The organism is Sphingomonas sp. CCH15-F11 (genome assembly GCF_001557005.1).
GTDB lineage: Bacteria > Pseudomonadota > Alphaproteobacteria > Sphingomonadales > Sphingomonadaceae > Sphingomonas.
The window spans coordinates 14,925-34,294 of sequence record NZ_LSKG01000065.1; the positions used below are offsets into that span (position 1 = coordinate 14,925).

Below are 19,370 nucleotides of genomic sequence, written 5' to 3' on the forward strand. Positions count from 1 at the left end.
TCTAGGCCGTCGCCAGCGCGAAACCAAGCGGAAGTCGCCCCGCACGCAGCTTTTGGGCAAGATCGTCCAAGCGACCGTCCGCATCGCGGAAGCGGTCGAGCGTCGACGCGCCGTCGCGCTTGGCGAGCCGCCGACCGTCGGCCGAGACGATCAGCGGGTGATGGTGATAGCGCGGCACGGCCAGCCCGAGCAGCGCCTGGAGCAGGCGGTGGACATGCGTGGCGGCGAACAGGTCACGCCCGCGCACCACGTCGCTCACGCCCTGTGCAGCATCGTCGACGGTCACCGCCAGGTGATAGCTGGCCGGTGCGTCCTTGCGCGCCAGCACCACGTCGCCATGCCCGAGCGGATCGGCGCGGATCGTGCCGGCAGTCGCGTCGTGCCAGTCGAGCGGCCCCACGCGGGCGACCGCGGCCGCCATGTCCAGCCGCCAGCTATGCGGATCGCGCGCCAGCCGTTCGGCGCGCAATCCGGGCGGCAGCGCGCGGCAGGTGCCGGGATAGACCGGTCCGTCGGGCCCGTGCGGCGCGCTCAGGCTGGCCGCCACCTCGCGCGCGATGTCGGCGCGGGTGCAGAAACAGGGATAGAGCAGACCCGCATCGCGCAGCTGGTCGAGCGCGGCCGCATAGGCATCAAGCCGCTGCGACTGATACCAGACCGGCCCGTCCCAGCCGAGCCCGAGCGCGGCAAGGTCGGCGAGGATCGCGTCGACATGTTCCGGCCGGCTGCGCGTCGCGTCGATATCCTCGATCCGGACAAGGAAGCGTCCCCCCGCAGCGCGCGCCAGATCGTGCGCGCGCACCGCCGACAAGGCGTGGCCGAGATGCAGCCGCCCAGTCGGCGACGGCGCGAAACGGCTGACGATCGGTTCGCTCAATCTGTCGCTCAACATGGCCCTTGACCGCGAGTCGCTGCACATGCTGTCATACGCGCGTCATCCTTCTTGGCGAAAGGCGGGGAGGATAAGGGAAGGGAGCCCGATGTATCATCCCGATCTGATCCGGCACCCCGACGGGTGCCCCGCGCTCGTCCTGAACGCGGACTATACACCGCTCAGCTACTATCCGCTGAGCGTGTGGCCGTGGCAGACCGCGATCAAGGCGGTGTTCCTGGATCGTGTCGACATCGTGTCCTACTATGAACGCGAGGTCCGAAGTCCCACCGCGAGGCTGAAGCTGCCTTCAGTCATCGCGCTCAAGCAATATGTCAAACCTTCCCAATTCCCCGCCTTCACCCGCTTCAACCTGTTCCTTCGCGACAAGTTCGCCTGCCAATATTGTGGCCATCCCAAGGAACTGACCTTCGACCACGTCGTCCCGCGCGCCCAGGGGGGCCGCACCACCTGGGAAAACGTCGTCACCGCCTGTGCGCCGTGCAACCTGAAAAAGGGCGGCCGCACCCCCAAACAGGCCGCCATGCCGCTCCACATCGCGCCGATCCGCCCGACCAGCTGGCAGCTTCAGGAACATGGCCGGCGCTTCCCGCCCAACCACCTCCACGAAACCTGGCGCGACTGGCTCTACTGGGACGTCGAGCTGGAGGCTTGAAACCGGCTGTGGGGCGCACCTGCCCGCATCCGCGACGCGGGCACGCTGATCCCGTTCAACGCGCGAGGCCACGGTGCTTGTCGGCACTGTCCTATCGGGTTAATACAGCAGCCCGATGAAAGCGACGCTGGATCACCCGTTGGACAATGTGAAGGGCGCGCGCGAGGGCGTCGCGAAGATCCTGCGCACGCTGGGCGATGAGCGTCCCGAAGCGCCGCCGCCGTCCGCGCCGCCGCCCCCGTCGCCACCTCGTTCCGGCGGGACGCCGCCCCCGCCGCCGTCCGACGAGCCGCCGCCGCTTCCCGCGCGCTGGCGGCCCAGCCGGATGCGCTGGATTGTGCGCGGGCTGGGCGCGGTGGCGGTGCTGTTCGTCGTGCTGGTCGCGTGGCTGGCGCTGACCGCTCCGCTTTCCAAGTCGCTCGAGCCGCCCGCCTCGCCGTCCATCACGCTCGTATCGGCCGAAGGCACGCCGATCGCGCGCAACGGCGCGATCATCGGCGATCCCGTCGACGCCGAAACCCTGCCCGCGCATGTCCGCGACGCCTTTCTGGCGATCGAGGACCGCCGCTTCTACGGACATTGGGGGGTCGACCCACGCGGCATCGCGCGCGCCGCCTTTCACAACATGGTCAGCGACGGACGTTCGCAGGGCGGCAGTACCATCACCCAGCAGCTGGCGAAGAACGCGTTCCTCAATTCAGACCGCACCTTCGGCCGCAAGCTGCGCGAAGTGGCGATCGCCTTCTGGCTGGAGGCGTGGCTGAGCAAGAACGCGATCCTGTCGCGCTATCTGTCGAACGTCTATTTCGGCGACAATGTCTATGGCCTCGATGCCGCCGCCGACCATTATTTCAGCCGCGATCCCGAAGAGCTGACGATCGCGCAGGCGGCGATGCTCGCCGGGCTGGTGAAGGCGCCGTCGCGGCTCGCCCCGACCGGCAACCTGAAGGGCGCGCGCGACCGCCAGAAGCTGGTCGTCGCCGCAATGGTCGATGCCGGTTTCCTGGGCGCGGACGAGGCCGAGGATGTCCGCCCCGCCCGGCTGAAGGTCAACCGGATCAAGGCGCTGCCGTCGGGCACCTATTTCGCCGACTGGGTGATGCCCGCCGCGCGCGACCGCGCGGGCGGCATCGACAATGACGGGCGCATCGAAACCACTTTGGAGATCAAGGCGCAGCGCGCCGCCGAGCGCGCGGTGCGCGGTGCGGGCCTGCGCGAGGCACAGGTCGCGATCGTCGCGATGCGCCCCGACGGGCGGGTGATCGCCATGGTCGGCGGCAAGGATTATGCGAAGAACCAGTTCAACCGCGCGACGTCGGCCTCGCGTCAGCCGGGATCGACCTTCAAGCTGTTCGTCTATCTGGCCGCCCTGCGCGCAGGCATGACGCCCGATACGATCGTCGACGATTCGCCGGTCGAGATCGCGGGCTGGGCACCGCGCAACAATGACGGGCGCTATCGCGGCGACATCACCCTGCGCACCGCCTTCGCGGTGTCGAGCAATGTCGTCGCCGCGCGCCTGACCCAGCAGGTCGGTCCGCGCGCGGTGATCCGCGCCGCGCGCGACCTGGGCATCTCGACCCCGATCGATCCGGAGGCGTCGATCGCGCTTGGCACGCCGTCGGTATCGCTGCTCGAGCTGACCGCCGCCTATGCCGCGATTGCCGCGGGCGAGGCGCCGGTCCGCCCGCGCGGGTTGAAACAGGTCGACGAACCGGGCTGGCTGGAGCGGCTGGGCGGCGGCACCCGGCGGTTGGGCGAACGCGAGCTGGCGCAGATGCGCGAGCTGCTCGCCGCATCGGTGTCCGGCGGGACGAGCCGCCAGGCGGCGCTGCCCATCCAGGTCTATGGCAAGACCGGCACGACCCAGGACAGTCGCGACGCGCTGTTCGTCGGCTATGCCGGCGGCATCGTCACCGGCGTTTGGCTGGGGAATGACGACAACACCCCCAATGCCGGGCTGACCGGCGGCGGCCTGCCTGCGCGCATCTGGCGGGCATTCATGTCCGACGTGATCGATGTCGGCGCGTATCCCGAGGAGGCGATCGAGGTCGACGAGGCGATCGAAAATGCGATCGACGCGGGCATCGACAACGACACGCTGTTCGACGCCGAACTGGACGACGGCACCGGGATCACGATCACCAGCGAAGGCGGCGTGACGCTGCGCAACGGCGACGGGGAAATCCCGATCGTGCCGCCATCACGCGAAGGCAATCCATTGCGTCTCGAGCGTTTTTCCGGACCCGGCGACCGCCGCGGCGATCCACCGCCCGAACCCGACGACAGCAACCCGCCGCAATAGCGCAACCCGCCAGCATTGACGCTGCGCGCGCAGGGCGTAAGGCGGCGGCCGATGCGCTTCTTTTCAGATAATGCTGCGCCGGTGTCACCGCAGGTGATGGCGGCACTGGCCGATGCCGACCGGCTCGACACTGCCTATGACGGTGACGGCTGGAGCCGCCAGCTCGACCATCGCTTTTCCGAACTGTTCGAAACGCGGGTCGAGGTGCTGTGGGTGGCCACCGGCACCGCTGCCAACGCACTCGCGCTCGCCGCATTGTGCCCGCCCCACGGCGCGGTTCTGTGCCACCACGACGCGCATATCCAGAACGACGAATGCGGCGCGCCCGAATTCTACATGCACGGCGCGAAGCTGATGCTGGTCGACGGGGTCGGTGCCAAGATGACCGCGGCGACGCTGGCCGACCGGCTGGCGACGATCCGCGACGACGTGCATCAGGTTCAGCCGCACGCGGTGTCGATCACCAACGCGACCGAATATGGCCTGACCTATCGCCCCGATGAAGTGGCCGCGATCGGCACGCTCGCCCGCGCGCGCGGCCTGTCGCTGCACATGGATGGTGCGCGCTTCGCCAATGCGCTCGCCTTTGCCGGCTGCACGCCCGCGGAAATGACCTGGAAAAGCGGCGTCGACGCGCTCAGCTTCGGCTTCGTCAAGAATGGCGGCATGTCGGCGGAGGCGCTGGTCTTCTTTCGCGAGGGCCTCGCCGACGCGACGCGCTATCGCCGCAAGCGCGCCGGGCACCTGTTGTCCAAGGGCCGCTATCTGGCCGCGCAGATCCTGGCGCTGCTCGACGACGATCTGTGGCTCGCCAACGCGCGCACCGCCAATGCCGCCGCGGCGATGCTGGCGACCGCGGTTCCCGACCGCCTGGTCCACCCGGTCGAGGCGAACGAGGTGTTCGTGCGGATGACGCCCGACGAAGCGGCCGCGCTGCGCCGCGACGGTTTCGATTTCTACGACTGGGGACCGGACGAGGCACGCTTCGTGTTCAGCTGGCACCATCGCGAAGACGCCATCCGGCCGCTCGCCGACGCGCTGGCGCGATTATGACCGCGCCCGGGCCGCCGGTCGCGCCGCCGCCGCAATCGACGCGGCTGGCGGTCCTGATCCCGTTCGCGGTCATCACGCTGATCTGGGGTTCGACCTGGATCGTCATCCGCGACCAGCTCGGCACCGTGCCGCCCAGCTGGTCGGTCGCGTATCGCTTCGGCATCGGCGGCGCGGTGATGCTGGTCTGGGCGGCGTGGCGCGGCGAGCTCGTGCGGCTCGACGCCCGCGGCTGGGCGTTCGCGTCGACGCTGGGCACCGCGCAGTTCGTGCTTAATTTCAACTTCGTCTACCGCGCCGAACAATATGTCACGTCGGGACTGGTCGCGGTGGTGTTCGCGCTGCTGCTCGTCCCCAATGCCATCCTGGCGCGACTCTTTCTGGGCCAGCGCATGGGCGGGCAGCTGCTCGCCGGCTCGGTCGTCGCGATGGCGGGCGTCGCCCTGCTGTTCATCCATGAAGCGCGCGTCGATCCGACCGCGACCGGCGCGGTCGTGACCGGGGTCGGCTTGACGCTGATGGGCGTCCTGTCCGCCTCGACCGCCAATGTGATGCAGGCCACCCGGCTGTCGCGCGCCTATCCAATGTCGCTGATCGTCAGCGTCGCGATGCTGGTGGGCGCGGGGGTCAATGTGCTCTTCGCGCTGATGACCGTCGGCGCGCCTGTATTCGACTGGCGGCCCAGCTACATCCTCGGCGTGCTCTATCTCGGCATCGTCGCCTCGGCGCTGGCCTTCACGCTCTATTTCGGCCTCATCCGCACGATCGGGCCGGCCAAGGCGGCCTATTCGAGCGTGATCATCCCGGTGATCGCGATGCTGCTGTCGACCGTGTTCGAGGGCTATCGCTGGTCGGCGCTTGCCGTCGCGGGCGGCGCGCTGGCGATGATCGGGCTGGTCATTGCGTTGAGGGCGCGCAGGCCGAACCGGTAGTCCGGGTAAAGCGGCCGCCAGCCCAGCACCCGCCGTGCACGCCCGTTGGCGATCCGGCGATTCTCGGCATAGAAATCGCGTGCCATCGGCCCGAGCCGCGCCGCCTCCAGCGTCTGGAGCGGCGGCAACGGCGCGCCCAGCAGGCGACAGGCATAGGCGATCACGTCGTTCTGGCTGGCGGGCAGGTCGTCCGCGAGGTTGTAGACGCCGGCGGGTGCAGCGAACCCGGCAACGACGCCGCGCGCGATATCGTCGACATGGATGCGGCTGAACACCTGTCCAGGCAGGTCGATGCGCGTCGCCCGGCCGTCGCGCACCCGGTCGAGCGCGGAGCGGCCGGGGCCATAGATGCCGGGCAGCCGGAACACCCGCGCCCCGATCGCGCGCCACGCCACGTCGGCCGCCGCGCGCTCGGTCCGCCGCCCGCCGCCGGTCGGCGCGGTCTCGTCGACCCAGGCACCGCCGGTGTCGCCATAAACGCCCGTCGCCGACAGATAGCCGACCCAGCCCGGATGCTCGCGCAGCGCGTCGCCATGGCGCGTCAGCACGGGATCGTCGCCCTCCGGAGGTACCGAAGAAAGGACGTGCGTCGCATTCCCAAGTTCAAAGGCGACCCGGTCGCGATCGTCGAACGCGATCGTGCCGTCGCGCCGCGAGCGGCTCGTCCCGACGACGCGCGCGCCTTGGGCTTCGGCCAGGGCGGCGATACGCTTCGCCGCATAGCCGAGCCCGAAGATCAGCAGCCGCACGACGCGCCCGCCCCGACGCGGCTATTGCGCGCCGTAACCGCCGTAGAGCGTGCCGAAAAAGTCGCCCTTGTTCCAGGCCGGGCGCTGATCGGCATCGGCGATCGCGCGCGCAATCGCGTAGTTCGCCTCGATGAAGCGAACGCCCGACTGCCAGTTGATCGGCAGCGAGACCTCGTCCGACGCCTGGTGGTAATGCTTGGCAAAAAACTCCTCGACCGCCGCCTTGCCGGCGCCCTTCTGCCCCGGCCACAGGAAGACCGACGGCACGCCCTGCTGGACGAAGCGATAATGGTCCGAACGCGTGAAGATGCCCTGGTCGGGCATCGGATCGGGCGAGAAGGGCACGCCCAGATCGCCGACCGCCTTGCGCACGATCGGCCCCAGCGTCGAACGGTCCGCGCCGAACGCGATCATATCCTCGAACGCATAGGTCAGGATCGGCATGTCAAGATTGACGTCGGCGACGATGTCCTCCTTGGGCACCGACGGATTGCGCGCGAAATAGTCGGAGCCGACCAGCCCCTTTTCCTCGGCGGTTACCGCCAGGAACAGGATCGACCGCCGTGGCGGCGTGCCCGACATCTTGAACCGTCGCGCTTCCTCGATCAGCGAAGCGATGCCGACCGAATTGTCCATCGCGCCGTTATAGATGGTGTCGCCATCCTTGCCCTTGCCGATGCCGACATGGTCGAGATGCGCGGACAGGACGACGATTTCGTCCTTCACCGCGGGGTCGCTGCCCGGCAGCAGCGCGGCGACATTATAGCTCGTGATCGGCTTGCGCGCCGTCTTGAGCGTCACGGCAAGGCGCGTCGGCAGCTCGACCGGCGTGAACTTGGCCCCGTCGGTCTCGGCACGCTTGGCGAGGTCAGCCCATTTGACCTTGGCACCGGCGAACAGCTTCTCCGCACCCGCCAGGCTGAGCGCCCCGACCCCCGGGGTGCCGGGCGCGGGCACGTAGCCCGTGCCATCCGGGTGCGCCCAGGTCATGCGCGCGCTGTCCCAGCTGTCGACCGAGCGGCTGAACGGGCGCACCTTCGCGGTGATCGGCGACTCGAGGATGATGACGCCAACCGCCCCCTTGGTCGCGGCATAGGCGATCTTGTTGCCGTTGTTGCCGAAATGGGCGCGCTCCTCGCCGGGAAAGGCCCGCGGCGCGCCACCGAAAAAGGCGACGATCTTGCCCTTCACGTCGACCGATCCATAATCCTTGCGGCCGAACTGCGGCGCGTCGATGCCGTAACCGACAAAGACGACCGGCGCGTCGACGCGGGTCACGTCGCGGCTGGGATCGGCACCCGGCAGGTAATCGGTGCCGAACTCAAGGGTCTCGCTCTTCCCCCCACGGGTCAGGACGAAGCTGCCCTTGTCGACCGGCGTGTAGCTGAGCAGCGGCACCTTTTGCAGGAAGCTGCCCTTGTCGCCCGCGGGCTTCAGCCCCTGGGCATAGAATTGCGATGCGACATATTCGGCCGCGATCTCATATTCGGGCGTCCCCGCTTCGCGGCCCTTGAGCGCGTCGGACGCCAGGAACATCACATGGCTGCGCATCAGCGCCTGTTCGGGCGTCAGCTCGGCCTCCGCCGCGGCCGGCGCGGGCGCCGTTTCCTGGGCAAGCAGCGGCGCGGACGACGCGAGCAACACGGCAGCAATCGAGAAACGGAACATTGGCATCCTCATCAAAGCGGGCATAAAGGACTGCTAGCAGCGTCCGGCCGGTTTTCGCAAACGGTCGAACGCAAATTCATGCATTCCGCACTATCGGCCCAGTGCTGTTCGATCCGGACCCCAGATCATGCTCGATGTCCAATATGCCGCAACGCCCCCCGAAGTGACGCGGCTCGATGCCTATCGCCCGCCCGACTGGCAGGTGACCATGGTCGATCTGGCGTTCGAGCTGGCCGCCGATCGCACCGTCGTCACCGCACGGCTTTCGGTCGAGCGCGCGGGCACGCACGACCGGCCGCTGCGCCTCGACCATGACGGCCTGACGCCGCTTGCGATCGCGGTCGACGGCGTCGCGTGTGACGCGGCGGCGTGGACGCTGGACGCGACTCAGCTGACCATCCGCCTGCCGGGCGCGGCGCACGTCGTCGAAACCCGTGTCGAACTGGCCCCGGGGCGCAACACCCAGCTGATGGGCCTCTATGCCTCGGGCGGCATCCTGTGCACGCAATGCGAGGCCGAGGGGTTCCGCCGCATCACCTTCTTCCCCGATCGGCCCGACGTGCTCAGCCGCTACCGCGTGCGGATGGAAGCCGACAAGCGCCGCTACCCGATCCTGCTCGCCAATGGCGATCCGGTCGCGGCGGGCGACCTGCCCGACGGTCGCCACTTCGCCGAATGGAACGACCCCTTCCCCAAGCCGAGCTATCTGTTCGCGATGGTCGCCGGCGACCTTGCCGCCAACCGGGCGACGTTCACGACAATGCGCGGGCGCGAGGTCCAGCTCGCCATCTGGGTGCGCGAAAAGGACCTGGGCAAGACCGATCACGCGCTCCACGCGCTCAGGACTGCGATGGCGTGGGACGAGCGCGTCTATGGCCGCGAATACGACCTGGACGTGTTCAACATCGTCGCCGTCGATGACTTCAATTTCGGGGCGATGGAGAACAAGGGGCTGAATATCTTCAACAGCCGCTACATCCTCGCCGATCCCGACACCGCGACCGATTACGATTATGACGCGGTGTCCGCGGTGGTCGCGCACGAATATTTCCACAACTGGTCGGGCAACCGGGTCACCTGCCGCGACTGGTTCCAGCTCAGCCTCAAGGAAGGCTTCACCGTCTTTCGCGACCAGAGCTTTTCCGCCGACCAGGGTTCGACCGCGGTCAAGCGGATCGAGGATGTCCGTTCGTTGCGCGCGGCGCAGTTTCCCGAGGATGCCGGGCCGCTCGCCCACCCCGTGCGCCCGGAATCCTATATCGAGATCTCGAATTTCTACACCGCGACGATCTATGGCAAGGGCGCGGAAGTCATCCGGATGATGGCGACCATCCTGGGACCGGAGAAATTCCGTGCCGCCACCGACCTGTATTTCGACCGCTTCGACGGCACCGCCGCGACGTGCGAGGATTTCGTCGCCTGCATGGAGGAAGCGAGCGGCATCGACCTGAGCCGCTTTCGCCTGTGGTATTCGCAGGCCGGGACCCCGCGGCTGAAGGCACGGATCGCGCATGATCCCGACGCCCGGCGCGCGACGTTGACGCTTGAACAGACGGTGTCGCCGACACCGGGCCAGCCGGTCAAGCAACCCATGCTGCTGCCGCTCCGGCTGAAGCTGTTCGGGGCCCGGAGCGGCGCGACGCTGGCCGACGAGCAGCTGATGCTGATGGACGAAGCCACGCTCGATCTCGCCTTCGACGACGTCGGCGAGCCGCCGGTGCTGTCGATCAATCGTGGCTTTTCCGCGCCGATCATCGTCGAGACCAATCGCACCGCCGACGACCTGGTGTTCCTGTCCGCGCACGACGACGATCCGTTCGCCCGCTATGAAGCGATGCAGCAGCTGATGCTCGACACGCTGGTTGCTGCAGTGACGCGCGGCCAGGCCGGGCATCAGCCGGTGATCGACGCGATCGCCAAGACGCTGGCCGACCCCGCGCTCGACCCGGCCTTCATCGCGGAGGCGGTGCTGCTGCCGTCGGACAGCTTTATCGGCGATCAGCTGGAGGTGGTCGATCCAGATGCGATCTTCCGCGCGCGCGAGGCATTGCGGCGCGATATCGGTCGCCAGCTCGAGGGCCAGTGGCGCGACGCCTATGCCGCAACGCGCGCCGATCGCTTCGAATATTCGCCCGCGGCCAAGGGCGCACGGCGGCTGCGCTCGGTGGCGCTCGGCTATATCAGCGCCGCGGGCGCGCCCGACGCCGCCAGCCTGGCCTTTGTGCAGTTCGAGCAGGCGGACAACATGACCGACCGCCAGGGCGCGCTGACCACGCTGGCGAGCAGCCTGTCGGACAAGCGCGTCGCCGCGCTCGACATCTTCTACCAGCGCTATCGCGACAATGCGCTGGTGCTCGACAAATGGTTCTCGACCCAGGCGCTGTCGACGCGCGACGACACGCTCGACCTGGTGCTCGAACTCGCCCGCCACCGCGATTTCACGCTGGCCAACCCCAATCGCGCCCGCGCGCTGGTCGGCGCGTTCGGGGTCAATCAGCGCGCCTTCCATGCGGCCGACGGGCGCGGCTATCGCTTCGTCGCCGACCAGCTGCTCGCGCTCGACAAGCTCAATCCCCAGACCGCGGCCAAGCTGCTGCCCCCGCTCGGCCGGTGGCGGCGCTTCGATCCTGCGCGCGCGCAGCTGATGCGCGCGGAACTGGCACGCATTCTGGCGACGCCGGGGCTGAGCAAGGACATGATCGAGCAGGCGAGCAAGAGCCTCGCCGACTGACGCGGGGTGCTGGACGGCTGCGGGCCGTTACAGCGCCGCCAGCCCGCGCGCGACCGCGCGCAGCGTCGCCGGGTTGAACTGGACCCAGATATGGCTGCTCGCGATTTCGGCGTGCGGCTGGGCGGGATCGTGGCAGATGGCGCCGTTGACCAGGCCGTCGCGCGCGCTCCAGATCGCCAGCGTCGGCACCGGCGGCACCCGCGCGGCCTGTTCGCCGAACGCACGGACCGCCGGATCGTCGATCCGCGCCCCGGACAGCATTTCGTAGGCGCGCCAGACATTGGTCGCGGTCGGCGGGCCAGCGAAGGGCGCGCTGATCGTCACCACGCCGCGCACCTCGTCCGGATGCCGATGCGCGGCGATCCGCGCCATGATCCCGCCGAGCGAGACGCCGATCAGGGTCACCGGCCGGCCGGTTTCGCGGTGGACGTCGGCAACGCGCGCGAACAAGCGGTCACCCTGCGCGCCGATCGTGCGCTGGCCAAGGTTGCGCCCCAGCCCCCATCCGCGCGCATCATAGCCGATCGCGCACAGATAGCGCCGCAAGGCCACATTCGACCGATCGGAATTGAACAGGCCGGGCAGGATCAGCACCGGACGCCCGTCGCCCCGCGGCACGTGCTTCAGGTCGCGCCAGGCAAAGGGCAGCCGTGCCATCTGTCCCGCCGCGCGCGGCAGCTCGCCCGCCAGGAGGCGCAGCGGCGGCGGCCCTAGAACCACCACATCACCCCGAAGGAAAACGGCGTCCAGCGGCCGACGCGCACCCCCGCCCTGCGCAGCATTCCGGCGGTCCACGCGTTGCAGGTGCGGATCGCGTCATAATGGCCGCGCGCCGGGTGGAACACGTCATGGCCCGCATAGCCCGATGCCGCCGCGCCCGGCGCGAACTGGTCGCGCAGCGCCGCCTGCAAGCGGGCGAACTCGGCCGGCCGCAACGTGACCGCACGCACCGAACGCCCCGCGACCGGCGCGGCGATATGTTCGACATGGAGCACGGTGCGGTCGCTGCCGACCAGCGCCGCGAGCGCGGTTGCGGGGCTGAGATCGCGCCAGGTCGGCGTGTCGATATAGAAGGCGCGGTCGCCCCAGCCGATCGCCAGCCAGGGATGGGCGAGATGACGGCGATCGCGCACCCCCTGGCCCGCCAGGATCACGCGCCATTCGGGGCCTAGCGCGGCCTTCGGCACCGCGATGCCGGTGTGCACGCCATTGTCCTCGATGAAGATGCGCACCCCGGTCGCGGGCGCGCGCCACCCGGCATTGGCGGGCAGGATCGATCCGCTCAGCGCGGCGATCAGATAGGCGAGCGGCAGCAGCGCGATCAGGCCGAACCCGCGCGCCAGTCCGCGCAACATCGTCCGATTTCGTTTCATTCCCGGCCATGCTATCCCGTTCGCATGGCCAGCGATACACACGTCTTTGCCGCGCCGCCGCCGGGCGCGGCCGCCGACTGGACGATCCCGCAGGACTGGGATCGTTTCAGCGACGCCGAACATGGCGTGTGGGACACGCTGTTCGAACGCCAATCGGCGCTGTTGCCGGGCCGTGCGTCCGACGCGTTCCTGCGTGGCATCGACGTGCTGCGCCTGTCGCGTCCGGGCATCCCGGATTTCGCCGAACTGTCCGCGCGGTTGATGGACCTGACCGGGTGGCAGGTGGTGGCGGTGCCCGGGCTCGTCCCCGATGACGTGTTTTTCGATCACCTCGCCAACCGCCGTTTCGTCGCGGGCAACTTCATCCGCCGCGCCGACCAGCTCGACTATCTCCAGGAACCGGACGTGTTCCACGACGTGTTCGGCCATGTGCCGATGCTCGCCGATCCGGTGTTCGCCGACTATATGGCGGCCTATGGGCGCGGCGGCCTGCGCGCGCTGGAATACGGGTCGCTGAAACAGCTGGCGCGGCTATACTGGTACACGGTCGAATTCGGACTGATCGAGGAGGCGGGTGCCCTGCGCATCTATGGCGCGGGTATCGTGTCGAGCGCGTCGGAAAGCCGCTTCGCGCTGGAGGATCCGAGCCCCAACCGCATCGGCTTCGACCTGAAGCGGGTGATGCGCACCGACTATCGGATCGACGATTTCCAGCAGAATTACTTCGTCATCCCCAGCTTCGACGAATTGCTCCGCGTGACGGTCGAGACCGATTTCGCGCCGCTCTATGCCGAACTCGCCACCCTTCCCGACATCGCCATCGCCGACATCCTGGCCGAAGACCGCGTCATCACCCGCGGGACCCAGGAATATGCGCTGGCCCGCGCGGCGGGATGAGCGCCTTTAGGAGCGGTCCACCTCTATCGAGCCACCCTCTCCGTCACCCCGGCCTTGCGCCGGGGTCCCGCTGCCTGCGCCGGCGCAAGAAAAAGCGGGACCCCGGGTCAAGCCCCGGGGTGACCGATAAATTGATTTGCTTATGTAACCCGATCCGCCCGCTCACCAGCTCCCATAGCCCGGCGCTTCGCTCGGCACCGCCGGCCCCAGCCGGGTCGCGGCGCGCCAGCCGTGGCGCGGGCGCTTGACCAGTCGCAGCACCGGCCAGTCGCCATCGCCGCGCCGTGCCGCCAGCCGCAGCCCCTGGCGGCGATAGGCGTGCGCCACCGCACCGGCCTGCGCATCGAGCAACCCGGCGAGGATCAGCGTCCCGCCGGGCGCCAGCGCGGCCGCCAGCGCTGGCGCAAGGTCGATCAGCGGACCCGCCAGGATATTGGCGATGATCAGATCATAGGGCGCACGCGCCACCAGCATGGCATGGTCGATCCCCGGCGCGACGGCGAGCGCGATCCGCCCGCGCTCGCTTCCCAGCGGCACGCGGTTGATCGCGGCATTGTCGCGCACCACGCCGATCGAAACGGGATCAATGTCCGACGCCGCGACATAGGCCGCCGGCCACAAATGCCGCGCGGCAAAGGCGAGCAGGCCCGTCCCGGTGCCGACATCGACGATGTTGCGGAACACGCAGCCCCGGCGTTTGAGTCGGTCGAGCTCGGCCAGGCACCCCGCGGTCGTCGCATGCCCGCCGGTGCCGAAGGCGAGGCCGGCGTCGATGCGCAACGCGACCGCACCCGGCGGGACGGTGCCGCGATTGGTTTCGGTGTGGACATAGAATCGCCCGGCATGGACCGGCTCGATCCCCGCCTGGCTCAGCGTCACCCAGTCGGTCTCCTCGACCCGCTCCAGCGCCGGGCGCGCCGTGGCCGAGCTGGGGGCGAGCGCGCGGACCGCCGCGATCGCGGTGCGGCCGGGCCTGGTCTCGAAATAGGCGTCGATCTGCCACGCCATTGGATCGTCGACGACGCGCTCGCTGGTCATCAGCACGGGCACCGGGTCGATCAGCGCCACCGCCTCCAGATCGATCGCCTCCGCCTCCGCGCGCGTGCATCCCAGGGTGAGCTTCCAGCTCATCGCGCGCGCGCCTGCGCCTGCGCCTCGGTCGCCAGTCGCGCCGCGAGCCGCTGGCGCGCAGCGTCGGCATAGCGGGCGCATGCGCCCCGATCGACGAGCGGCGCGCTTCCCGCCAACCGGGGGTAGAGGTCGCTTGCGCCCGGATGCGGGGTGATCAGCACGTCGCACGGCAGCCCGGCGACACGGTCGATCGCGGCACGGAACGCGGCGACCACCTCCGGATGGTCCGAATACCGGTAATCGTCGGCGGCGTAGGCGGTCAGGCTGTCGGCATAGACGAAGTCGAGGCAACGCGCGCCGTCGCAGCTGCGCCACGACCAGCTCGTCGATCCCGGCGTATGCCCCGGCGTCGCGTGCGCGGTCAGCCCAATCGGGCCGACCCGGACGACATCGCCGTCAGCGACCGTGCCGTCGACCGGCGTGCCGGGAAAAGGATCGTTGAGGCCGAGCTGCGGGTCGCCCGGCTGAGCGCGCCCGGTTTCGATCGCGGCGCGCGCGGGCGCGCGCACCCGCAGCTGCGCCCCGGTCAGCCGGCGCAGCTCGGCAAGCCCGCCGGCATGGTCGTTATGCTCATGGCCGTTCAGCAGGATGCGCACGTCGCCGGCGCGGAAGCCCAGACGCGCGATATTGTCGGCGATGCCGGCGGCGGCGCGATCGGTCGCCCCGTCGATCAGGACATGGCCGGCGTCGGAGGTGACGAGCAGCGCGACGATGCCGCACGTCCCGACCAGATAGACATTGGCGTGGACGCGCGCCGGCGGGGCCGGGTCGCTCCAGCCATCGCGATCCCGGCACGCGGCCGCGAGCGCGGCGCCGGTAAAGGGGCTTGCCGCCTGTGCGGGCGCGGGCGGAGAAACGGGCGCGTCCGCAGGCGCACAGCCGGCGAGCGCCAGACCCGCCAGCAGCCCCCTAACGAACATAGCTCGCCCCGTTGGCGTCGAGCACTGCGCCGGTCATCGACTCGGGCGCGTCGAGCGCACAGAAGCGCGCGATCGCGGCAATTTCGTCGGGGGTCGCGACGCGGCCGAGCGGGATGTCGGCGAGCAATTTGTCGCCGCCGCGGCTGGCCAGATACTCCTCGGCCATCCCCGTCATCGTGAAGCCGGGGCAGATCGCGAAGGCGAGGATGCCCTGCCCCGAATAGGCGCGGGCGATCGACTTGGTCATCGCCACCATCCCCGCTTTCGACGCCGCATAATGCCAGTGCGCCGGGCTGTCGCCGCGATAGGCGGCGCGGCTGGCGATGTTGACGATCCGCCCGCCCCGCCCGCGCGCCTGCCAGTGGCGCACCGCCAGCCGGCACAGCTCGGCCGACGCGGTCAGGTTGATCCGCATCGTGCGTTCCCACCCCGCCACCCAGGCGTCATGGTCGAGGTCGATCGGCGCGGCTTCGAACACGCCGGCGTTGTTGACCAGCACATCGATGTCGCCGCCGAGCGCGTCGATGGCACGCGCCCACAGGTCGCGGGGGGCGGCCGGGTCGGCCAGGTCGGCGGCGATGCCGCTCGCGGTGCCGTGTCCGACCACGGTCGCGCCGGCCCGGTCCAGCGCGGCAAGGATCGCGGAACCGATGCCGCGGCTGGTGCCGGTGACGAGAATCTTGAGGCTCATGCCGCGGGGCTTAGCCCGCGGCACCGCGGCGCGAAAGCCCGCTCAGGCGGCGGCGACCGCGGCGGAGAAGTTCTCGGCCGCGCGCTGCAGCGAGTTCAGGCGCTCATCGACGTCGGTCGAATCGCGCTCGAGCGATTCGAGTTCGCTCGATACCCGGTCGGTGTCCTCGCGGATCGCGCTGATCGTCTGCGACATCGAATCGGCCGCGAGCGCGGTTTCATCGACCGCGGCGGTGATCGCGGTGACGGTGCGGGCCTGCAATTCCATGACGCTGCGGATGCGATTGGCGCTGTCCTGCACCTCGCCGACGATGTCGCGGATCGACGCGTTGATGTTGACGGTCGACTGGGTCGCGTCCTGGATCGCGGCGATCTGGGCGGCGATGTCGTCGGTCGCCCGCGCGGTCTGGCTCGCCAGGCTCTTCACTTCCTGGGCGACGACGGCAAAGCCACGCCCGGCATCGCCGGCGCGCGCCGCCTCGATCGTCGCGTTGAGCGCGAGCAGATTGGTCTGGCCGGCAATGTCGCGGATGAGACCCAGGATCGATTCGATCGACTTCGCATGGACCGACAGCGTGTCCGAAATGCTGACCGCCACGCCCGCCTGGCCCGACGCGCGCGTCGCGATGTCGGCGGCGGCCTCGACCTCGATGCGCGCGTCCTCGATCGCGCGGATCAGCCCGGCGGCAGTCTGCGCGGCCTCGCGCATCGCCACGGCAGACTGTTCGGCGGCAACGGCGACTTCCGACGTCTTGCTGACCATGCCCCGCGCCGAAACCGAGGCCTCGTGCGCCTGGACCCGGATGCCGGAACCCAGCGTGGTGACGCCTTCGATCGATTCGGCGATATCGTTGCGGAACGCCTGCGCGCGCGCGAAGCGTTCGGCGTTGGCAAGTGCCGCGTCGCTTTCGCCCAGGCGCGAAGCGATCAGGTCGGCCTCCACCAGCACCAGGCGCATCAGTGCATCGCCGGCGGAACGCAGCCGCGCCGGATCGTGACCGATGCGACTCTCGATCAGCTTGAATGTCTCGCTATGCGCCAGCGACATGGCCGCGAACAGCAGCTGCAGCGGGACGCCGGCCTGGTGCGTGTCGATCGCGTTGCGGAACGCGATCTCCATCCATGCCTCGTCATAGGGATTGCCGAACTTCAGTTTCGCAAAGCCCGCGCTACCGGCGATCCGGACCTGCAGCTGGCGCTGATCGAGATTGAGGTCCTTGCCCGCGTTCTTCATGATCGAGCCGAAATAGGCCCAGAACGCGGTGGCCAGTTGGGTCCAGTCCGCGTCCGAAACCGTTTCGGTGATGATTGCACAGCCTTCGCGGATACCGTCATCCCAATCGAACGAGCGGATACGTTCGCGTGCGGCGCGGGTGTCGCCGCCCCATCCGCCGACGTCCGCATGTCGTATCTGCGCCATCCTATCCGCTCCCTTATGCGGCGACCTTTGCGACGAACTCGCCGGCGCCTGCCTTCAATGACCCGATTTCGTTGTCGAGCGCCTCGAATCCGCGGCCGACCTGTTCGATCTCCGAGGCGACGCTTTCGGTATCCTCGCGAATCGCCGCGATCGTGGTCGACATCGAATCGGCGGCGAGCGCGGTTTCATCGACTGCCGCGGTGATCGCGGTGACGGTCTGCGCCTGCACTTCCATCGCGCGCCGGATGCGGATCGCGCTTTCCTGAACCTCGGCCACCGTGTCACGGATCGACGCGTTGGTTTCGACCGTCGACTGGGTCGCCTGCTGGATCGTCGCGATCTTGGCGGCAATGTCGTCGGTCGCGCGCGCCGTCTGGTTGGCCAGGCTCTTCACTTCCTGCGCGACGACCGCGAAACCGCGCCCGGCATCGCCCGCGCGTGCCGCCTCGATCGTCGCGTTGAGCGCAAGCAGGTTCGTCTGGCCGGCAATGTCGCGGATCAGACCCAGGATCGATTCGATCGACTTCGCATGGTCGGACAGCGCGGCCGACATTCCGACCGCATTGCCCGCCTGGCTCGAGGCGCGCGTCGCGATATCGGCGGCGGCCTCGACTTCGGAGCGCGCGTCCTCGATCGCGCGGATCAGCCCGGCAGCGGTCTGCGCGGCCTCGCGCATCGCCACGGCAGACTGTTCGGCGGCGGCCGCCACTTCGGACGCCTTGCCCAGCATCCCGCGCGCCGACACCGACGTGTGCTCTGCCTGGCGGCGAAGCGCATCGCCCTCGCGCGACGCCCGCTCGACCGTTTGCCCGATATCGTTGCGGAACTGTGCGGCGAGCGCGTCGCGCGCCTGCGCGGCGGAATGCTCGCGATAGCAATTGTACAGCGCGACGGTGATGTCGCTTTCCAGCGCGGAGAGGCGCATCAGCGTGTCGATCATGCCGGGCAATCCCTGATCGCCGCGATCGACGCGCCGCATCAGCACTTCGAGCGCGGCGCGGTCGCTGGCGTTGATCATCGACAGCAGCGCCATCGGCGGGACGCCCGACGTATAGGCCGCCGCGACCGATCGCTCGATCGATTCGACCCACCCCATCGCGCGGACGTTGAGAAAGCGGTTGCGCAGGAATTCGACGCCCAAGTCGATCATTTTTTCGGTTTCGTGCGGTGCCCAATCGCGCTGGTCGGCGAAACAGCGCAGCCACTGGTGCCAATAGGCCTCCGCGATCCCCCGGATTTCCGGCTCCAAAACCTGCCATACGGTGCGGCTGGCCTCGGTCATCTGGCTGTCGAAATCGAAGACGCGCAGGCGGGACGACAGGTCGATCGACGCAGCGAACCGGTTGCTCGGGGCGGAAGCGATTGAATTTGAGCCACTTGTCACGACCGGTCCTCATTCTCACTGCGGGGTCACGCACGACATTCGCCCGGCCAGAGATAGGTGGTGAATGGTTAAGGCCGGGTTAGTCCCGGGTGCCGTCGAACCAGCTTGCATCATGCTGCACCGCGACTAATTAGACCGCAGCGAAAGGATGCACCTTGGCCACCGCAAAAACGTCGACCCGCCCGCTTTCCCCCCATCTCGGCATCTGGAAATGGGGCCCGCACATGCTGGTCTCGATCCTCCACCGCGCCACCGGCGACGGGATGGCGCTGGTCGGACTGGGTCTGATCACCTGGTGGCTGGCGGCACTTGCCGGCGGGCCTGACAGCTATGCCGCGTTCGTCGACCTGTTCACGGTCAAATCGGGCGCGCTCAACATCGTCGGCTATGTCTTCGGGATCGGATTGACCCTGTCCTTCTTTCAGCACACGGCGTCGGGCATCCGTCACTTCGTGCTCGACACGGGCGCTGGCTACGAACTCAAGGGCAACAAGCGCGGCGCGATTTCGACCATGGTCTTTTCGATCGTCGCGACCCTGGCCTTCTGGGCCTGGCTGACGGTGGGGAAATAAG

17 protein-coding genes are annotated in these 19,370 nt (G+C 68.8%); 7 read left to right on the forward strand and 10 right to left on the reverse strand.

The window, feature by feature from the left end; all coding sequences use genetic code 11:
• Position 1 precedes the first annotated feature (1 nt).
• Positions 2 to 892, reverse strand: coding sequence for a tRNA glutamyl-Q(34) synthetase GluQRS (gluQRS, locus tag AX709_RS05975; protein ID WP_197418927.1), 891 nt, complete (start codon positions 890 to 892; stop codon positions 2 to 4).
• Positions 893 to 980: 88 nt separating this feature from the next.
• Here gluQRS and AX709_RS05980 point away from each other — a divergent pair, with 88 nt between their 5' ends.
• The 4 genes from AX709_RS05980 (at position 981) to AX709_RS05995 (ending at position 5,834) form a co-directional block, all read left to right on the forward strand.
• On the forward strand, positions 981 to 1,547 hold the full coding sequence (locus tag AX709_RS05980) for an HNH endonuclease (RefSeq protein WP_066482995.1): 567 nt from the start codon (positions 981 to 983) through the stop codon (positions 1,545 to 1,547).
• Between the two features lie 115 nt (positions 1,548 to 1,662).
• Complete coding sequence (locus tag AX709_RS05985) at positions 1,663 to 3,852, forward strand: transglycosylase domain-containing protein (RefSeq protein ID WP_066547860.1); 2,190 nt, start codon at positions 1,663 to 1,665, stop codon at positions 3,850 to 3,852.
• A gap of 51 nt (positions 3,853 to 3,903) precedes the next feature.
• Entirely contained in the window at positions 3,904 to 4,905 is a 1,002-nt protein-coding gene (locus tag AX709_RS05990; protein ID WP_066483003.1) for a threonine aldolase family protein, read from the forward strand.
• On the forward strand, positions 4,902 to 5,834 hold the full coding sequence (locus AX709_RS05995; protein WP_066483005.1) for a DMT family transporter: 933 nt from the start codon (positions 4,902 to 4,904) through the stop codon (positions 5,832 to 5,834). The genes AX709_RS05990 and AX709_RS05995 overlap by 4 nt, the downstream gene beginning before the upstream one ends.
• On the opposite strand, the gene AX709_RS06000 is transcribed toward AX709_RS05995, so the two are convergent.
• Together AX709_RS06000 and AX709_RS06005 are read right to left on the reverse strand one after the other, a co-directional pair.
• Entirely contained in the window at positions 5,744 to 6,583 is an 840-nt protein-coding gene (locus AX709_RS06000) for an NAD(P)-dependent oxidoreductase (RefSeq protein WP_066547862.1), read from the reverse strand. The two genes, AX709_RS05995 and AX709_RS06000, sit on opposite strands and share 91 nt — an antisense overlap.
• A 21-nt stretch (positions 6,584 to 6,604) precedes the next feature.
• Positions 6,605 to 8,251: a M28 family metallopeptidase gene (locus tag AX709_RS06005; RefSeq protein ID WP_066547864.1), complete on the reverse strand. Its 1,647-nt coding sequence runs from the start codon at positions 8,249 to 8,251 to the stop codon at positions 6,605 to 6,607.
• Positions 8,252 to 8,378: 127 nt separating this feature from the next.
• On the opposite strand from AX709_RS06005, the gene pepN reads away from it, so the two are divergent.
• Positions 8,379 to 10,982: an aminopeptidase N gene (gene pepN / locus AX709_RS06010; protein WP_066547868.1), complete on the forward strand. Its 2,604-nt coding sequence runs from the start codon at positions 8,379 to 8,381 to the stop codon at positions 10,980 to 10,982.
• 27 nt (positions 10,983 to 11,009) lie between these two features.
• On the opposite strand, the gene AX709_RS06015 is transcribed toward pepN, so the two are convergent.
• Both AX709_RS06015 and AX709_RS06020 read right to left on the reverse strand, forming a co-directional pair.
• Positions 11,010 to 11,702, reverse strand: coding sequence for an esterase/lipase family protein (locus AX709_RS06015; RefSeq protein WP_231727440.1), 693 nt, complete (start codon positions 11,700 to 11,702; stop codon positions 11,010 to 11,012).
• Positions 11,693 to 12,337, reverse strand: coding sequence for a TIGR02117 family protein (locus AX709_RS06020; protein WP_082731654.1), 645 nt, complete (start codon positions 12,335 to 12,337; stop codon positions 11,693 to 11,695). The genes AX709_RS06015 and AX709_RS06020 overlap by 10 nt, the downstream gene beginning before the upstream one ends.
• 42 nt (positions 12,338 to 12,379) lie before the next feature.
• Here AX709_RS06020 and phhA point away from each other — a divergent pair, with 42 nt between their 5' ends.
• A complete protein-coding gene (gene phhA / locus AX709_RS06025; protein ID WP_066547870.1) occupies positions 12,380 to 13,252 on the forward strand; it encodes a phenylalanine 4-monooxygenase in 873 nt (290 codons plus the stop codon).
• Between the two features lie 162 nt (positions 13,253 to 13,414).
• On the opposite strand, the gene AX709_RS06030 is transcribed toward phhA, so the two are convergent.
• Genes AX709_RS06030 through AX709_RS06050 form a run of 5 tightly spaced genes read right to left on the reverse strand, consistent with a single transcriptional unit; the run spans position 13,415 to position 18,695 of the window.
• Positions 13,415 to 14,383, reverse strand: coding sequence for a 50S ribosomal protein L11 methyltransferase (locus tag AX709_RS06030; protein WP_066547872.1), 969 nt, complete (start codon positions 14,381 to 14,383; stop codon positions 13,415 to 13,417).
• Complete coding sequence (gene bla, locus AX709_RS06035) at positions 14,380 to 15,303, reverse strand: subclass B3 metallo-beta-lactamase (protein WP_082731652.1); 924 nt, start codon at positions 15,301 to 15,303, stop codon at positions 14,380 to 14,382. The genes AX709_RS06030 and bla overlap by 4 nt, the downstream gene beginning before the upstream one ends.
• Entirely contained in the window at positions 15,293 to 15,994 is a 702-nt protein-coding gene (locus tag AX709_RS06040) for an SDR family NAD(P)-dependent oxidoreductase (protein ID WP_066483016.1), read from the reverse strand. Before AX709_RS06040 ends, bla begins: the two co-directional genes overlap by 11 nt.
• Positions 15,995 to 16,036: 42 nt before the next feature.
• Positions 16,037 to 17,413, reverse strand: a complete 1,377-nt coding sequence (locus AX709_RS06045; protein WP_066483019.1) for a methyl-accepting chemotaxis protein — start codon at positions 17,411 to 17,413, stop codon at positions 16,037 to 16,039.
• Positions 17,414 to 17,426: 13 nt separating this feature from the next.
• Positions 17,427 to 18,695 (reverse strand): methyl-accepting chemotaxis protein, encoded by a 1,269-nt coding sequence (locus AX709_RS06050; protein WP_082730854.1) that lies wholly within the window; start codon positions 18,693 to 18,695, stop codon positions 17,427 to 17,429.
• 257 nt (positions 18,696 to 18,952) lie between these two features.
• Here AX709_RS06050 and sdhC point away from each other — a divergent pair, with 257 nt between their 5' ends.
• Positions 18,953 to 19,369 carry a succinate dehydrogenase, cytochrome b556 subunit gene (gene sdhC / locus AX709_RS06055; protein ID WP_066483022.1) on the forward strand — a complete coding sequence of 139 codons (417 nt, stop codon included), beginning with the start codon at positions 18,953 to 18,955 and terminating at the stop codon, positions 19,367 to 19,369.
• The last annotated feature ends 1 nt before the right edge of the window (position 19,370 follow it).

Coding starts and splice junctions, on each gene's coding strand:
- AX709_RS06045 (WP_066483019.1), bottom strand. CDS start 17,413: ATGGCGCAGATACGACATGCGGACGTCGGCGGATGGGGCGGCGACACC.
- AX709_RS06040 (WP_066483016.1), bottom strand. CDS start 15,994: ATGAGCCTCAAGATTCTCGTCACCGGCACCAGCCGCGGCATCGGTTCC.
- bla (WP_082731652.1), bottom strand. CDS start 15,303: ATGTTCGTTAGGGGGCTGCTGGCGGGTCTGGCGCTCGCCGGCTGTGCG.
- phhA (WP_066547870.1), top strand. CDS start 12,380: ATGGCCAGCGATACACACGTCTTTGCCGCGCCGCCGCCGGGCGCGGCC.
- pepN (WP_066547868.1), top strand. CDS start 8,379: ATGCTCGATGTCCAATATGCCGCAACGCCCCCCGAAGTGACGCGGCTC.
- AX709_RS05995 (WP_066483005.1), top strand. CDS start 4,902: ATGACCGCGCCCGGGCCGCCGGTCGCGCCGCCGCCGCAATCGACGCGG.
- AX709_RS06050 (WP_082730854.1), bottom strand. CDS start 18,695: ATGACCGAGGCCAGCCGCACCGTATGGCAGGTTTTGGAGCCGGAAATC.
- AX709_RS05990 (WP_066483003.1), top strand. CDS start 3,904: ATGCGCTTCTTTTCAGATAATGCTGCGCCGGTGTCACCGCAGGTGATG.
- AX709_RS06020 (WP_082731654.1), bottom strand. CDS start 12,337: ATGTTGCGCGGACTGGCGCGCGGGTTCGGCCTGATCGCGCTGCTGCCG.
- AX709_RS05980 (WP_066482995.1), top strand. CDS start 981: ATGTATCATCCCGATCTGATCCGGCACCCCGACGGGTGCCCCGCGCTC.
- AX709_RS06005 (WP_066547864.1), bottom strand. CDS start 8,251: ATGTTCCGTTTCTCGATTGCTGCCGTGTTGCTCGCGTCGTCCGCGCCG.
- AX709_RS05985 (WP_066547860.1), top strand. CDS start 1,663: ATGAAAGCGACGCTGGATCACCCGTTGGACAATGTGAAGGGCGCGCGC.
- gluQRS (WP_197418927.1), bottom strand. CDS start 892: ATGTTGAGCGACAGATTGAGCGAACCGATCGTCAGCCGTTTCGCGCCG.
- AX709_RS06030 (WP_066547872.1), bottom strand. CDS start 14,383: ATGAGCTGGAAGCTCACCCTGGGATGCACGCGCGCGGAGGCGGAGGCG.